Origin of the sequence: Paenibacillus agricola (assembly GCF_011440305.1) — a bacterium.
GTDB classification, from domain to species: domain Bacteria; phylum Bacillota; class Bacilli; order Paenibacillales; family NBRC-103111; genus Paenibacillus_S; species Paenibacillus_S agricola.
Genome location: NZ_JAAOIW010000022.1, coordinates 38618 through 54223, shown reverse-complemented (window position 1 = coordinate 54223; position 15606 = coordinate 38618). Strand labels below are relative to the sequence as shown.

Annotated in this window: 13 protein-coding genes and 2 pseudogenes; 11 read left to right on the top strand and 4 right to left on the bottom strand. The window is 47.1% G+C overall.

Features of this window, described 5'->3' with window-relative positions:
* Positions 1–153: 153 nt before the first annotated feature.
* Positions 154–1125 carry a site-specific integrase gene (locus G9U52_RS34040; RefSeq protein WP_243767722.1) on the top strand — a complete coding sequence of 324 codons (972 nt, stop codon included), beginning with the start codon at positions 154–156 and terminating at the stop codon, positions 1123–1125.
* A gap of 572 nt (positions 1126–1697) precedes the next feature.
* Here the strand turns inward: G9U52_RS34040 and G9U52_RS34035 are convergent.
* Genes G9U52_RS34035 through G9U52_RS39530 form a run of 3 tightly spaced genes read right to left on the bottom strand, consistent with a single transcriptional unit; the run spans position 1698 to position 3150 of the window.
* Positions 1698–2075 carry a VOC family protein gene (locus tag G9U52_RS34035; protein WP_166156339.1) on the bottom strand — a complete coding sequence of 126 codons (378 nt, stop codon included), beginning with the start codon at positions 2073–2075 and terminating at the stop codon, positions 1698–1700.
* On the bottom strand, positions 2065–2796 hold the full coding sequence (locus tag G9U52_RS34030; RefSeq protein WP_166156336.1) for an MFS transporter: 732 nt from the start codon (positions 2794–2796) through the stop codon (positions 2065–2067). Before G9U52_RS34030 ends, G9U52_RS34035 begins: the two co-directional genes overlap by 11 nt.
* Positions 2797–3150 carry an SRPBCC family protein gene (locus G9U52_RS39530; RefSeq protein ID WP_207953384.1) on the bottom strand — a complete coding sequence of 118 codons (354 nt, stop codon included), beginning with the start codon at positions 3148–3150 and terminating at the stop codon, positions 2797–2799. It abuts the gene before it with no gap.
* Here G9U52_RS39530 and G9U52_RS34020 point away from each other — a divergent pair.
* The 9 genes and pseudogenes from G9U52_RS34020 (at position 3060) to G9U52_RS33985 (ending at position 13001) form a co-directional block, all read left to right on the top strand.
* A complete protein-coding gene (locus G9U52_RS34020) occupies positions 3060–3365 on the top strand; it encodes an ArsR/SmtB family transcription factor (RefSeq protein ID WP_375790311.1) in 306 nt (101 codons plus the stop codon). The genes G9U52_RS39530 and G9U52_RS34020 overlap by 91 nt on opposite strands.
* A gap of 108 nt (positions 3366–3473) precedes the next feature.
* Positions 3474–3683, top strand: coding sequence for a hypothetical protein (locus tag G9U52_RS34015; RefSeq protein WP_166156328.1), 210 nt, complete (start codon positions 3474–3476; stop codon positions 3681–3683).
* 482 nt (positions 3684–4165) lie between these two features.
* The gene (locus tag G9U52_RS34010; protein ID WP_166156325.1) at positions 4166–5899 is read left to right on the top strand and encodes a protein kinase domain-containing protein; all 1734 of its coding nucleotides are present in this window, start codon (positions 4166–4168) and stop codon (positions 5897–5899) included.
* A 123-nt stretch (positions 5900–6022) separates the two neighbouring features.
* Complete coding sequence (locus G9U52_RS41130; RefSeq protein ID WP_279538791.1) at positions 6023–6157, top strand: hypothetical protein; 135 nt, start codon at positions 6023–6025, stop codon at positions 6155–6157.
* Between the two features lie 96 nt (positions 6158–6253).
* On the top strand, positions 6254–7063 hold the full coding sequence (locus G9U52_RS34005) for a peptidylprolyl isomerase (RefSeq protein ID WP_166156322.1): 810 nt from the start codon (positions 6254–6256) through the stop codon (positions 7061–7063).
* Positions 7021–9215 (top strand): annotated as a pseudogene (locus tag G9U52_RS34000) (cyclic nucleotide-binding domain-containing protein); the annotation flags it as partial. The gene G9U52_RS34005 and the pseudogene G9U52_RS34000, both read left to right, overlap by 43 nt.
* A 36-nt stretch (positions 9216–9251) precedes the next feature.
* Complete coding sequence (locus G9U52_RS33995) at positions 9252–10136, top strand: ABC transporter ATP-binding protein (RefSeq protein WP_375790313.1); 885 nt, start codon at positions 9252–9254, stop codon at positions 10134–10136.
* A 502-nt stretch (positions 10137–10638) separates the two neighbouring features.
* Positions 10639–11911, top strand: a pseudogene (locus tag G9U52_RS33990) (IS110 family RNA-guided transposase).
* A gap of 532 nt (positions 11912–12443) precedes the next feature.
* The gene (locus G9U52_RS33985; protein WP_166156313.1) at positions 12444–13001 is read left to right on the top strand and encodes a pyridoxamine 5'-phosphate oxidase family protein; all 558 of its coding nucleotides are present in this window, start codon (positions 12444–12446) and stop codon (positions 12999–13001) included.
* A gap of 217 nt (positions 13002–13218) precedes the next feature.
* On the opposite strand, the gene G9U52_RS33980 is transcribed toward G9U52_RS33985, so the two are convergent.
* Positions 13219–14427, bottom strand: a complete 1209-nt coding sequence (locus tag G9U52_RS33980) for an IS110 family RNA-guided transposase (RefSeq protein WP_166156310.1) — start codon at positions 14425–14427, stop codon at positions 13219–13221.
* Between the two features lie 335 nt (positions 14428–14762).
* On the opposite strand from G9U52_RS33980, the gene G9U52_RS33975 reads away from it, so the two are divergent.
* Positions 14763–15500, top strand: coding sequence for a hypothetical protein (locus G9U52_RS33975; RefSeq protein WP_166156307.1), 738 nt, complete (start codon positions 14763–14765; stop codon positions 15498–15500).
* The last annotated feature ends 106 nt before the right edge of the window (positions 15501–15606 follow it).

The following is a 15606-nucleotide window of genomic DNA, read 5'->3' as shown; positions in this document are numbered from 1 at the left end:
TGTTATGTAAACTTTAAGGAGTGAATATTTAACGGAATTAATAAAAATAGAAGGATCGTTTTATGGATGTATTAGCGACTACGGATTAACGAAAGAGGATAAGCCTTTGGGCTTTAGTTAATACGTTTACTATTTCGCAGAGGAGGGGATGCTTTGTTAGGCAATAAAGTGAGGCAGGAACTGGAACGGGTGGAGGCTGAACTGCAAACACTCAAGGAGCAAATGAAGACATACCAGTCCGCGTCGAAAGCAGACAATACACGAAAATCTTATAAAACGAATTGGCACCATTTCGAGGATTGGTGCGAGCAACACAGATTGCCTTCTCTGCCCACCAACGAAGAAACCTACGGCCTTTATCTAACAGCGCTGGCCAATTCCGGATATAAAGCAAGTACCATTAGCCGGCGTATGAGCACGATCGCCACAGCCCACGAATTGGCTGGGCATGCATCACCAAATACGAAGAATATTCGGTCTGTTATTTGGGCCGGCATCCGGCGATTGCATGGAGTTGAGGAAAAGGGGAAACAGCCGATCGTCCTGGAAGTGCTGCTGCCGATGCTTGCCGCTATCCCAAATAGCCTGCTGGGTGCACGGGATCGAGCAATGGTTTTGCTAGGGTTTGCTGGAGCTTTCCGGCGGAGTGAATTAGTTGGCCTCGATGTGGAGGACATTGGGTTTGTTCCTAAAGGGCTCGTTGTTAATATTCGCCGCTCTAAAACGGACCAGGAAGGGAAAGGGCAATCGATAGGCATCCCCCGAGGCACCAAACCGGAAACGTGCCCTGTCACGGCCTATCAAGCGTGGATTGAGGCGGCGGGCCTTACAAGTGGTCCTGTATTTCGCCCAATGAACAGGCATGGAGCCATTTTGCCGAAGCGCCTATCCGACAGGGCGGTTGCGAGGGTCGTCAAAATTTATGCGGCTGCGGCAGGTCTAGATGAAACGGAATTTGCTGGTCACAGCTTGCGGTCCGGTTTAGCCACGGTTTCCTGGCAAGCAGGAAAAAGCGAGCGGGCAATTATGGTGCAGACACGGCACACAACAGTGGCATCGGTTAGAAAGTATATTCGGCCGAAGTCTCTTTTTATAGAGAATGCTGCTGATGGTATTGGTTTGTAGCCATAGAGGGAAGGGAGCATAGAAATGAAAATGCAGGTTAATAATTACAGGTTTAGATTAAAAATTCAATAAGAAGGTGGGATATCATTGAGAATAAATAAAGATTCGATTGTCAGGTATTTCAACATCCTCATGCAGAGCCTAGTTATAGAGGCGATACTTTGCATGGGGTTGACATTTAGCAAGATTATATCGCCCAAAAGGGGTCCCGCCAACATAACGCGCAAACGTACGCTAAGGTATATTTATTGGATCATTCGCCATACTTGCGCAAAAACAGGCTGCCACGGCAGCCTGTTAGTTTATTGAACTATCGTGCCGTTAGTCATTCATGCACTGCAAGACCAGCGCTGCACCACAAAGGGGGAATTCCAGCGTAGCTGACACTACCCGCAAACGCATTTATATAAGTGTAAAAACCTTCCAAGTCTGGAGAGTTCTTTTTTATGAGTGAAATATAGTACCAACTGCAGCCTGTTTGTTTAACTCCCTCGTGTCCCTTTAGCGGAATGACCAGCACAAAGCCAATTTCCTTCATTTGAAGAAAGCCGGCTACTTTCTATGAGCCACTGCTAAGCAAAGAGACTGATTAAATTGCCATCGGGGTCCTGCACAATCCCATAGCGCTGCCTCCAGACAGCATCCCATGGCTCGCGGTGTCCGCTGTATCCATGCTCCGTTATTCTATCGAACAACTTGTCTACCGTTTCGTGGTTGTCGCACAGAAATGCCAGCTCAATACGATGACCTGCGGGCTCGTCCCAACCGCCATAAATGTCTTTAATGGTTTTTTGTGTGTCAAAGGCCAGTCGGAAACCGCTTTGCGCAACCTCAACGTGTATGTCGTCGTTGGCACGCTCCGGTATTTCCAATCCAAGTATGCGATAGAAGTCTAAAGCCTTTTTCATGTCTTTCACAACAATGCCGATCATATCGAATTTAATTCCCATGACTCTCAGCTCCTAAATTTGAGGTTTGGCTTGCACGCCGTGAAAATAAGAAGTACATAAAAGAACTGCACAATATAACCAGAATCATTAAAAGCGTTAAATTAACGTACACCAACGACTGTTTCTCCATAACGAACGAATGTAACGGAAATGCTAGAAAGGAAACATCCAGCAATTTAGCCGCCATAGCTGTGCCCAGAGCTTGTGCAATAAACATGCCCAAACTAAACAATCCCATGCTGATTCCGATCTGATTCCCGCGGAGCGTGGAGGATACGCTTTCGGTTATTGATGTTTGCGAAAAAGCATACCCCATGTTCATGACTACCAAGGCCGCCGCTATCCACCACACCCATTGATCAATGCTTATCCAAATTAGCGCAAATCCAAGAGCGATCAAACCCAACCCGGTGAACGTAACATAACGGGTCCCTTTTTTCACAACGATATTTCGGGCTATTTTTCCGCACAACGCCGCACAGATTGCGCCGGGAAACATGACTGATCCTATCGATCCTATCGTATCGGCACTTAAAGCATATAACTGAAACAGCATCAGCGGCAGCAAAAACATCATCGTCATAATCGCGCTGAACATAAGAAATCCGATTATAACGCCGATTCTGTACAAGGGGTTCTTAAAGAGCGTAGTCTGGAGAAACGGATACGCATGTGCCCGAATATGAATGGCAAACCAAATGCCTGCTGCGAGACTACACAACTAGGCTAATACCTTTTTAAGCTCGCCGCACCATTTACCCCAGCCATACCTAGCGCCTTCGAGACCTTGAGCATTGGCGAATCCGGTTTGTTCGAGATGAAGGTTAACCTTTCCGTCTCCTAAATCCTGCAGCGTCCAGGTGACCGTGTGCTTCTCCCCTCCGCTGGCCCAAGTATAGGACACCCGGTTTGGTGCGTCCACGATAAGCACTTCTCCATGCTTAGGAGAGGGTGTTGTGAGCGAGAACAACCCAGTTGCGGGATGTGTTTGACGCGATTGCAGATCCAACCAGACGCCGACTGATTCGTCTGTTAGCAGAGGCAGAGGAGATACCGCTTCATGAATTAACGGCACAGTTTCAAATGGGCCGTACAGCAGTATCCAAGCATTTGTCAATCCTTAAAGAGGCCGGACTTGTACTTGACCGAAAAGTCGGCAAAGAAACGCGATTTAGGTTAAACGACGCTCCGCTCAGAGAAATTCATAATTGGTTGACTTTCTACAACAAGTTCTGGAATACGAATATGTTGCGCTTAAACCAACTATTAGAGGAGGAAGAAGAAGAATGAGTTTAGCACCATTCAGCTAGACAATACACACTTGAAATACCCGCTGCTGAAGTATAAGGATATTACCTACATACCGATGATCTGGTCGGTCAGGCGACGGCGCTGCGTTTGAACTGGAGTCAGGAAAGCGGCTTATCCGTTGGTCTTGATATTCTGATGAGCGTAAAGCAGGAGCTCGATATGGGCGGTTCATTCCGTAATGAGCGTTATACCGCCCAAGTTGCGGATTTCTCCGTCAGTGTCAATCAGGAAGCAGTTAACAATGCAGAGCAAACATATCCACTCCTTGTGTTTCAGGAATTACCTATTTCCCGCTGACCTGGGATTATGCTGTATAGTTTTGCAGAATGGTGCTTTAATCAATATAGAAGAAGTGATTATATGCATAATGCCATTTGTGTAGGCTTTTACGAACATTGAGTACAGGATGAAGTTACTCGGAGGGCAATACCTACAGAGTTAAGCCCTTTATTTTTGAAGATGTAAAGACGTTATTTGAATGGACGTTACGAAGGCGCGTAGGTCTCTATGAAGAAATCATTAAGGATTATAACCTAATTAATCATACTAATTTTGAGAAATAAGTGTTAAAAGGATGGTCCATGTTTCCGCATTGGCTATAAGGCTGTTTTCACTTATAGGCTGAAGATGAGATTTGGGGGTATGATTATTGCACATAATTGCTTGCTGGAGAAGATGCTAACGGATGAGTCTTCTCTCCTACTTGTAGCGATATATTTTCTCTGCTTTTTCTGTCGAATGTTGTAAAATAAACAAAAAGGCTTGGCAGAGGAGAAAATATGCAGGATATACCCGGATATACGTATCTTCATACGATCTACGAAGACGAGAACGTGTGGGTCGTTCATGCGAAGGATGATGCCTTATCCAAGCTAGTTGTCATCAAGACGGCCAAGCCAGGACAGCGGATGATGGTCGAGAGCGCTAAGCTAAGTCACGAATACGAGCTGTTATCAGACTTGGATGTGTCGGGGATCTTTCGGCCTTGCGCACTATTGAGAGATAGGGGCTCCCTGGCACTGGTGTACGATATTATTCAGAGCGTCCCGCTCCGCCACGAGATGAGTCGAGGTCCGTTACCGCTTGAACGTTTCTATCCAATCGCAATTAGGCTGCTTGTAGTTCTACATGAACTTCATACACGACAGATTATTCATATGAATGTTAGACCCGATACGGTATTGGTGAAGCTGGAATCCTTAGAGGTTTTTTTGACCGGATTTAATGATGCGGTTACTGAAGGCGGACGCTTCTTCGGTGCTCCAGACGAAGGAAGTCCACCCTATATGGCACCTGAACGTACCCAGTCCAGAGGTGGCAATATCGATGTGACAAGTGATTTGTACTCCTTGGGAGTGACTCTGTACGAGGCATTGTGCGGCTCACTGCCTCTGGAAGCGACAGATCCCTTGGAATGGGCTTATGCCCATAAGGCCAGACAGCCTGTGCCGTTGCATCAACTTTGTAAAGTTACAATTGGGTTGTCCAACTTCGTGATGCGGTTGCTTGCGAAGCAGCCTGAGGAACGTTATTCGAGCGCGTCTGAAGCGAAGGCTGATCTGGAACGTTGTTATCGTACTTGGGGGAATTTAAATTCAGGAGCCTCTAAGGAGATAGCACTGCAGTTGGCTATGTCGAGGATTGCTTCGACTTCCTTAGTGGAGTTGTCCGAACAAACGACTGAAGGCCATTACCCCGCATCTGTTCGGATGGTTGCAAAAATGCCAATTGTTCAGCGACGTTATAACGACATGCTGGAGATCGATTATGAGCAGATGCTAGATATGGCAACGGTGTTCAAGGCCTCGCAGGCCTTCGCAGCAGAGCGTGACTTGGAGACTCTCTCGAAAAAGCTGCTAATACTTGTAATGGAATGTGCGGGAGCGCAACGGGGCAGTTGGATCGAATATGATCAGAAAGGATTGATAGTGAAGAGCCGCGGGGAGGAAGGTGTCGGTTGGAGGAGCGTGCGGCCAGCAATCCCGATTGCCGAAGATCCGAACGTTTGGAGAGAGCTGGTGGAACACGCAGACAGGAGCTGGACGGCGGTTTGGGTGTCGGATGCGAGCTGTGAGGATAGCTACGAGAACCAAGCTTATGTGAGAACATCCGGCGTACGTTCCGCTTGCGCGATCCCAGTAATTTTCCAGGGAACTCTGTCGGCAGTCCTCTACATGGAGAATAACCTCATCACTAATGTATTTAAGCCACACAAGCTTAGCGTTCTTCAAATGCTGTCTGCACAAATTATGCAGGTGAAGGCATCCATCCAGGTTGAAGGGGGCACTATTGGAGAGAAAGTTCCTGCTGCGTTGCCGGAAGCTGCTTTGACCCTCCGAGAGCTGGAGGTCATGCATCAAGTAGCGGAAGGTCTAACCAATAGGCAAATTGCCGAAAGGCTGCTCGTCACTGTCGATACCGTCAAAGCCCATGTCAAAAGCATCTTTGTGAAGCTAAAGGTTAACAAGCGGATTCAAGCGGTTCTGGTCGCGCAGGCTAGGGAGCTGTTGTGAGTCGGTCGTCGGATGAAGTCAGTAGTCCACTGACTATTTATTACCCGAATGGGTAATAGTATTAGACTTGACGGGGTGATACGCTAGAGTTGTGCAAGAGAATATGATAAAGGTGGTGATCAAATGTCCGAAGAGAATAAAGAGCAGAACGAGGAGCTTGAGCTTAAGCTCGAGGATCTTCAGGAACAGGTAGCAGAAGCCGAGTTAGAACAGGTTAGTGGTGGTGGAGTGCGACCACGCACAAGGCCACCGAGATAAGACCGGAACGACATAGCCATTATCTCAAAACAAGGGACGCATCAGATTCCTTGTTTTCTTTATATTCATAACGTTAAGGAGAAGGTGAGATCCACAGTGTTTGAACATCATGCAGCGGTGCTTATGAACGGGAAAACGATTTCTTTAAGGGATGTGCTTAAGTATGCCTTGGCGATGGATGCGATGCCTGCACTGGAAGGATTGATTGACGATCGCGTTCTCACGTCCTGGGCACACGAACGGAATGTGGAGGTCTCGCACAAGGAGCTGCAGGAGCGGGTCAATCAATACCGCCAGGAACGAGGCTTATTTACCAGTGTCGCTACGAAGGCATGGCTGGATAGTCGGCAATGCTCGCTTGCGGCTCTAGGATCATTATTGCGCCCGGGTTTGCTACGAGATAAGCTTCGCCGAGACGTCATCTCCGATGAAGAGGTACGCCGTTACTTCTATGAATATGCAGCTGCCTTGGATCGGGTCGCGATCTCCCGACTCGTCGTCCGAGAATATGGGGAGGCGAAGGAGATGCAGTATCGGCTGGAGGAGGGGGAGGAATTCCAAAGGCTGGCCAAGCAATATTCGACGGATACCGCAACACGGTTATCTGGAGGTTATGTGGGACAGGTCGGACGTTCCTATGGAACTGTGCAGATTACCGATTCTATATTCGGCGCTCAGCCTGGTGATATCGTGGGACCGATTGAGATGAAGGAGGGATACGTCCTCTTGCAGGTGGAAGCCCAATACCCAGCAGTGCTGGATGAAACTACGGCGGATACTATCATGGAAAGCTTGTTCGAAGAGAAGTGGCAGAGCTATAAGCTTAAAGCGGGTATTCGCATTGAATTGTGGGATTCCATAAGATGCAGCGGGGAGAAGACGGAGTCTGGAGGTGTCCTTCCATGAGCAGAGAACGTGCGATCCATAGCTTGAATCTGGTTCCGCTGTTCAATTTGTTCGACTCGGAAGAGAAGGGGTTGTTGGCCGCGCATGCAAGGGAGCGCTCCTTCCGCATGGGCGAGTCGATCGTGGACGAAAACAACCAGGGTGAGGCATTCTATATCGTAATCGCCGGACAAGCTCGCAAAATTGGAATATCCAACGATGAGGAGAAAAATTTGGGTCTGCTTCATCCGGGGGAGCACTTCGGTGAGTATGTTCTGTTCGGGGGTGAAAGCTTATCCAGTGTTATCCATGTGCGGGCTTCAACTGATTTGCAGGTGCTGGAGCTTAGCGGTCCCAATTTCCGGAAAGTTATCGGCCAGCATCCCCAGTTAGAGAAACAGCTTAAGGCGTATATCTCTTCCGACGTTATACGCGCTTTTCTAAAGAATAGTACAGTATTTACCCATGCGGATCACTCAGCGATCCGTTCATTATTGACGTGTCTGGAGGTATGCGAGTATTCGTCTTCGGAGTACCTCGTTCGGGAGGGGGAGAAGGGAGAGTCCTTCTACATCCTAGAATCGGGGTCTGCAACGGTAGAGAGGGGAACGGATGTGGTGAATCGGCTCTACCCCGGTGATTTCTTCGGGGAGCTCGCCCTATTGACTGGAGGTCTACGGAAAGCCAGCGTACGGGCAGTGGAGCCGGTTAGAGCCTATCGGCTTGATAAAGTGGACTTCGACCGGCTCATCGCAGAGTTTCCCGTTATCTTGGAATCGATCCGTCGTATTTCAGATCACTACGGTGCCGAGGCTATGAATATCCCGTTGATGCGTGGTCTGGAAGCTGGCGATGTCGGCAATGAAGTCTCTGCTGCTGCCGAGCTGCTGCTGCCCTCGCTAGAGAAAAGGAGAGCTCGTATGGGTCTGGGCTTTTGGCGACGCTTGCGACGATCGCCTCGCCCGGCGTTGCTCCAGCAGAGCGAGATGGACTGTGGACCCACATGTCTTACGATGATCGCTCGACATTATGGCATGAACGCCGGTGTAAACCGGATGCGCGAGCGCTGTAATGTAGGGACAGAAGGAACCTCGATGCTGATGCTGGTGAAGACAGCGGAATCACTTGGTTTTCAAGCACAAGGAATCAAGGCGACCCCAGCTATTCTGCGGGAGTTATCGGGTCCGCTTATCTTGCATTGGGAGGGCAACCACTACATCGTTGTCTATGAAATTCGAGACGATGAGCTGGTAATTGTGGACCCTGCCATAGGCTATGTCGAGACAGTTCCTCTTCCCTATGTGCTGGAGCATTGGACAGGATTCGTTGTAACACTGAAGCCGACCGAATTACTTATTGAGCTCGACGATAAAGAGCGCTTCTGGTCACGTTATATTGATTATTTTCGCCCCTATCACAAGCTGTTTGGCTCTAGCCTGGCCCTCGCCATCTTGCTAGAGCTCGGCTTGCTTGCTTTTCCAATCGCAACACAACAGATCTTCGACCGCGTTCTGGAAACAGAAGGCATTTCCTTATTGAACCAGCTGTTCATTGGGCTGTTACTGTTCGTCTTGGTCATTGCCGGAGGAACTGCGGTGAGGCAGCTATTGGTCGGACGTCTGGCTTATCGAATCGACAACGTCATGCTGAATGGCTTCTATAAGCATCTGTTCCTGCTTCCTTATACGTATTTCGTTAAACGAACCTCCGGTGATATTATTACACGAGTCTTCGAGAATGAGAAGATTCGAAAGCTTCTGACAGACCACGGCTTCCTCTTTTTGCTTGACGGAGTTTCTATCGTCGTGTACGGCATTCTGATGTTCTACTACGAGGCTCAGCTCGCACTAATTACGCTTGCTGTGATACCTCTATACATGCTTCTATACGGTAATTTATTGCGGCTAATGAGACGTAATGTCCGTAAGCTGTCTTCGCACAAGGGGAGTCTCACACGCAGATTGTGGAGGCTATCGGTGCTATCGCGTCGGTTAAGGCTGCTTCTGCCGAACAGCGTGTAAGGAGCAAGCTTGAAGAGAAATTGAAGAAGCAGCTTGCGTTAAGCTATGAGGGAAATAAGCTGGAAATTGTGGCAACGGCAGGATCGTTGTTCATTCGATCTCTTTGTAATGTTGTTCTTCTCTATTTCGGTGCTAGGCTAGTAATAAGCGGACTATTAAGCTTAGGGGAATTCGTAGCTTTTACGGTCATGTTCACTTCTTTCCTGTTCAGTCTTGAGAGCATCTCGCGCCTGTTCGGTGAATGGTCCGAAGCTCGAATATCGATGGAGCGACTGAATGATGTATACGAGTCAACTGTGGAGCATCCGTACCCGGACAGTATGCGGATCCTACCTCGCATTCAAGGACATCTGCGCTTCGACAATGTTTCCTTCGCTTATGGTCAGGGCTCAAAGCCGGTTCTCCATAACGTGAGCGTGGAGTTGACACCTGGCTTGAATATCGCATTGGTGGGAAGAAGCGGGTCAGGCAAGTCGACAATCGCGAACCTGCTGCTTAAACTGTTCGAGCCGACACAAGGGGGAATCTATATCGATGGGTATCCGCTGCGACAGGTATATGCGGACTCCATCCGTAAGCAAGTGGGATATGTTCAGCAGGAAACCGTTATGTTCCGAGGGACCATTGTGGAGAATATTGCCTTCAATAGCGATAGCGTGTCGTTGGATGATATCGAACGGGTATCCAAGCTGGCCGGTGCCCATGACTTCGTCGATCAGTTACCTCTCGGTTACCAAACAATGGTTGGCGAAGGGGGCATGCGCTTGTCCGGAGGTCAGAAGCAACGAATCGCCATCGCACGGGCACTGCTCGGTAATCCCCGTATTCTGATCTTCGATGAAGCAACCAGTGCTCTGGATACGGAATCGGAACGTATCATCCAGCAGAATATGGATGCTATCGTGAAGGACCGGACAACGCTTATTATTGCGCATCGATTAAGCACCATCCGCAGAGCAGATCTTATCCTGGTGCTGGATCAGGGGGCGATCGCCGAGAGAGGGACTCACGAGGAACTGCTCCGTAAGAGAGGCCTCTATTACTATCTCGTTCACCAGCAAACGGAGGGATAGAATGGTCTTCCTTCTGTATCTCGATGAGTATCATCCTTATGCTCTTTGTAGAATTCAGAAGCTGCATTATTAAATTTTTAATCCTGTTTTCCGTGATCCTTCGTTCCCCTTTGCATGAGAGAAGATACTCTAATTAGCTATTGCTCTTGGGCTGATTATCAAATTCAATGAAGAAGAAACAACTACCAGAAAGGGACGCCTAATCAGGTGCCCTTTAATTTCGCTGTTAGAGTGCTACGCTGAAACGCTTCGATCTTCCTTACAGTGGATACTACCTTTGTTGATCCTGGCGCGACAGTGACGGATAGGGAAGAAGGAATACCGATTACGATTATAGCTTAACGAGGCTGCCGACATGGATCATGGAATAAATGCCCTATATTTATGAATGAAATTAACGATCGTGTTATAGAGCCTATACAATCTAACCATTGAGTAAGGGGTATCTTCAAGGTTACGCAAATGTCTTTGTACAGGCAAAATTGATCGACCTTTCGTTATTATGATTATTCACTTGGTTATAAGAATCATAACTCAAATCACTTCTGCAACATTAATTGTTGGCGTGGATATCGCCAAATTCAAACATGTGGCCAGGGCGCAAGACTTTCGCGGGGTCGAGTATGGGAAGCCAATTGCGTTTGAGAACAGCCTTAAAGGCTTCGAGTTCTTCGTAAGTTGGTTCCGGAAGATCATGTCGGAACACGGATACAAAGATGTATTAGTCGGTAAGGAGCCAACCGGCCATTACTGGCTGAATCTCGTTCATTACCTGAAGGAGCATCATATTTCTTGCGGCGTTGCGAATCCTTTGCATGTGAAGAAAAGCAAGGAGTTAGATGACAACTCACCGACTAAGAATGACGTGGAGGACGCCAAAGTCATCGCTCAGCTCGTTAAAGACGGAAGATACGCCATACCGAATATTCCTCTAGGCATCTACGCAGAATTGCGTGAAGCCATGAAAATTCGCGATCATCTGTCTACCGACCTGAGCGTTGTACAAGGGCGCGTCCATAACTGGCTGGACCGCTACTTCACTGAATTCCTGGGAATGTAAATCAGCTATCCAGATGCTAAGTCTGGGTATGTTGCCACATGAACTCGTATCGTTATCGGATGAGTTCTTTCTGGGGCATCTGAGACAAGTTGCAAAACGTGGGGCTGGCATTAGGCGGATACAGAACCTGAAATCAGCAGCTAACCGTTCTGTGGGCATTAAGCAGGGCACGGAATTAGCCAAGATGGAACTTCAACTTCTGCTTACACAGTACCAACTCATTCAAGGTAAGTTTGAAGAGCTCCATCTGAAGCTCGACGAATTAATCGAACAAATACCTGGTGTAAATCAACTGTTAGCCATTAAAGGCATTGGGAGAGATACAGTAGCTGGCTTCCTTGCTGAGATCGGCGACATAGGCAATTACCATCATCCGAAACAGATCGTAAAGCTCGCGGGACTGAACTTGCGGGAGAATACATCCGGTAAACATAAAGGACAGTCCAAGATAACCAAGAGGGGAAGAAAGAAGCTTCGAGCCCTTTTATTCCGAGTTGTTATGCCTCTGGTCGCGAAGAACCAGGCCTTTAAAGCGCTGCATCAATACTATACGAAACGTCCAGATAACCCTTTGAAGAAAATGCAATCATTGATCGCACTTTGTAACAAATTGATTCGAATCTTATTTGGCATTATGAAAAAAGGCCATGAATTCAGTGAAGTAAAGATGTTACAGGATATCCCTCGGTTCGCTAGTTTAACAACAGCAGCATAAATAATAGCATTCTCTTTTCTTTTAGGATTGAAATGAAGAGGAAACACAGACAACTGAAGCACGGATAAGTCGGAACACAACTAACATACGGACGAAGATCCTGTCGGGCAGCATATCCGACCTCTACCTCATGGAAAGGTTGAATGAAGGAATGTGGGAGCATAGACTCTGTGAGACATGGGAGGGTTGACCTCCATGAGACATGTGGAGATCCATAGGTGCGATCATACTTTGCCTAAATAACCACTTTTTGTTAATAAGTGGCTAGGTGGATGTATCTTTTTGTTTTTCTGCCCCCAGATTCTTCTTCTTCTTCAACATGATTCCAAGATGAAGTTGTCTTCACTTCTTACATAACATCGAAATCCTAAGATTAAGAGAGTAGTCAGGAGAAAAGCGAATCCTCATAGAGGGAGTATGCGTAATAGATAAACCCTATAGAGGATATAGCAAATATATATTTTAAAAATAAGTCAAGAAATACGATAATGAATGTTAACAATTCAATTATTTGGTAGAGGAGAGACGCAATATGGGAAAAATGTTTACAGCTATACACCCCGAGCATGAAAAATTTATTATCAAGCAACGTGTTTTTTTTGTGGGCTCCGCTCCCTTGGATGTCGTGGGCCACATCAACATTTCCCCCAAGGGGCATGATGTGCTGCGTATATTTTCACCAACAGAAGTCGCTTATTTGGATTTAACAGGCAGCGGCAATGAAACGAGCGCTCATATGGAGGATAACGGGAGAATTACACTTATGTTCATGGCTTTTGAGGGCTCTCCCGAGATTTTACGCTTGTACGGTACAGGCCGCGTGATCCTACCGAGCATGGCGGAATGGGAAGAGTTAGTTAAGCACTTTGATCTTCTGCCGGGTGCGCGTCAAATTATTTTTATACAAGTACATGCAGTAAAAACATCGTGTGGGTATAGTGTACCGTTCTTCTCCTATTCCGGGGAACGTGATACGCTTCAAAAGTGGGCCGTGCAGAAGGGTGAGGAGGGTCTTGAAGCTTATCGGGAGGAGAAGAATGCCATAAGCATGGACGGAATTATTACCTCAATCGGTCAGAAATTGATCTAAACATGGTTGGAATATACTTTGATGGAGGGGCATAGCCTCTCATTTTTCAATCCTTTGTTAACTCACATTTCGCACCTCTATGACAAGCTATACCAGCTAATAGCTTGTCAACATTTCCAGAGAATCTATCAGAAATCCTATGGTATAGTGAAAAATAAGCATGCCAAACAACCTCCCAATTTGAGAGGTATTGGAAGATTATACCATTAACTTTTTGTTATGCTGGACGGAATGATTTCTTGCTTATTAAAATGGCATATAGCCAATGAACCAGCTTATTCGCACACGCTATTAGGGCCACTTTGTGAGGCTTTCCTTCGGCTCTTTTGCGGTCGTAGAAGTCTTTAATTCGAGTGTTGCGAGAACGGATTAGGCCACACTGTACGGCCATAACTAGGGCATATCTAAGCTGTCGGGAACCACGTTTGGTAATTCGATTTCGAGTTGCGGTGAACTTACCTGAAGCAAAAACACTGGGATCAATGCCAGCAAAGGCTACTAGTTTCTTTGGATGATCAAATCGGTCGACTTCTCCAATTTCCGATAAAATTGTTGCCGCAATTTTAGGGCCAATACCGGGAATCGACTGGATTAAATCATACTCTTCAATCTCTTTAGCCAGGGCATCTATGTTCTGTTCCAACTCAGCAAGGTGCTCCTGGTATTGAAGAATAAGAGTGATCAGGATCTTTAGATTGATTAAGTGGCTTGAGTACATCGTTTGCTGAAATGGATTTGCTTTTGCCGCATCGAGCAGCCGTTGAACTCGTTCGTTAATCCAGTCTTCCGAGCGACTACGTTTTGAAGAAAGTAGAGTACTGATCTTGGATTTAAGTGTTGATGTGTCAGTTTGCAAAACCGAATGTGATGTTGGAAACTCGTTTAAAAAACGTAGTGAAACACTAGAATACATAGCCCCAAAGACGCCTTTATATGCAGGGAAAACTTGATCCAAGACAGCTTGGAATTGCAGCTTTGTTTGCACACACATCTTTGAAAAGGCCTCATATTGCCGCGTCAGATAGCGCAGATTAAGCAGCTGAACGCCTCTTTTTTTGAAAGGTTCAAACTCTTCTCTATAGTGAAGCTCACCCAAAAGATAAGCATCAGCAGCATCCGTTTTTACTTTACGAAGATTGGATTTTCTAAGCCGATTTGAAATGAGTGGATTGATAACAATGAACACATAGTGATGCTCCTCGAGGAACTGAACGACGGGGCTTTGGTAGTGTCCGGTTGCTTCGAGAATCAGCGTAGGACGATGCCCAGATGCATGCTCGACGTCCCGAATCACTTGAAGCAAGATTTCGAGTCCTTCTCGCGTATGCTCGAAATGAAATGTCCCTCTGTATGGTTTTCCACGATCTAAAAAAGCTTGTCCATGGCTTTCTTCTTTGGAAATATCTAGCCCGATAACTGGATTCATCTAATCTCTCCTTGATGTGAATTTACCGGCAGCCTCTATAAATCTTCTTGTCGCTCCATAGCATCGCATGTGATACGGGATCTATGTCCCAACCAGCCTCAATCATGGTCATGACAAGTAGAGGTGAACATTATAGCGTTCGGGATCAAGTCCCACGGGCAGTTACGTTCGACCCGGCTACCTTAATCCTCAGAGCAAATGCAAAAAGGATCAACCAGATAAAACTGGCTGACCTCATAATACGAACGGGCAGTTATACGCAAATTTTCATTGCTAGGTGACTAGCTCCTTATCTCTCATGGTATACTGACCATATATTGTTTTGGAGGTATTTCATGGCAGAAGTTCGTATAGAAGAGCTAGCCGAAGGCAGCGGCAAATCGCGGAATAAATACTTTCGCATTCACGGGCCAAAGGGATTTATTAAGGTTGCTATTACATATGCGTATAAGCATGGTGTAATTCAATATCACGTCGATGGGTACGATGCAGGGAATGGATGGATAGAAAACGTGCGCGGCTTGCAAGAAGTGATGCGCGACGCCATCGGTTGGACGTTTACCCATCGGGGAAAATGGGCGGAATCGCTCTATACTAAAGAGGGAAATCCTCCCCCAAAAGTGACTATCGAAGAAGACGACCATGGGAAAACGGTAACGTTCGATGGTCCCACCGATCGGGTAACGTTTTCTAAACGGACTACTCGAGCGGAGCAGCAGCAACTCCGGGATCTCCTATTTAAGGGAAAGGAGAGCGTAGCCTGCGCGATCTGCGCTCGATCTTTCCCTCCTGGGATGATGATCACCGCTCACATTAAGAAGCGAAGTCTTGCAAGCGAATCGGATCGGCTTGACGATAACATCGTAGTGCCCATGTGCAAAGCTGGCTGTGACGCACTTTTTGAGCTCGGTTGGATTGGGGTGGAGGATGGGAATGTGATAAGTCTTCGTGCACAACCATCCACAAGCTCAGTTGAAGAGTTGATCACAAGCGTCAAAGGTCGCGCTTGCGCTTATTATCGTGGCAGTGCCATTGTATACTTTCAGTGGCATGCAGCACACCACAAGTCATAGCACTTGGATTTGGTGAAGAAGGCTGAAAGAATCGCACAGAATGTGCATCGTTACATTCCAGGGGCGTGCGGCCTGCATCTCCGCGGTCGTGATGCTCACTCCTCGG

Coding starts and splice junctions, on each gene's coding strand:
- G9U52_RS34035 (WP_166156339.1), bottom strand. CDS start 2,075: ATGGGAATTAAATTCGATATGATCGGCATTGTTGTGAAAGACATGAAA.
- G9U52_RS34010 (WP_166156325.1), top strand. CDS start 4,166: ATGCAGGATATACCCGGATATACGTATCTTCATACGATCTACGAAGAC.
- G9U52_RS41130 (WP_279538791.1), top strand. CDS start 6,023: ATGTCCGAAGAGAATAAAGAGCAGAACGAGGAGCTTGAGCTTAAGCTC.
- G9U52_RS33995 (WP_375790313.1), top strand. CDS start 9,252: ATGTTCACTTCTTTCCTGTTCAGTCTTGAGAGCATCTCGCGCCTGTTC.
- G9U52_RS33985 (WP_166156313.1), top strand. CDS start 12,444: ATGGGAAAAATGTTTACAGCTATACACCCCGAGCATGAAAAATTTATT.
- G9U52_RS33980 (WP_166156310.1), bottom strand. CDS start 14,427: ATGAATCCAGTTATCGGGCTAGATATTTCCAAAGAAGAAAGCCATGGA.
- G9U52_RS33975 (WP_166156307.1), top strand. CDS start 14,763: ATGGCAGAAGTTCGTATAGAAGAGCTAGCCGAAGGCAGCGGCAAATCG.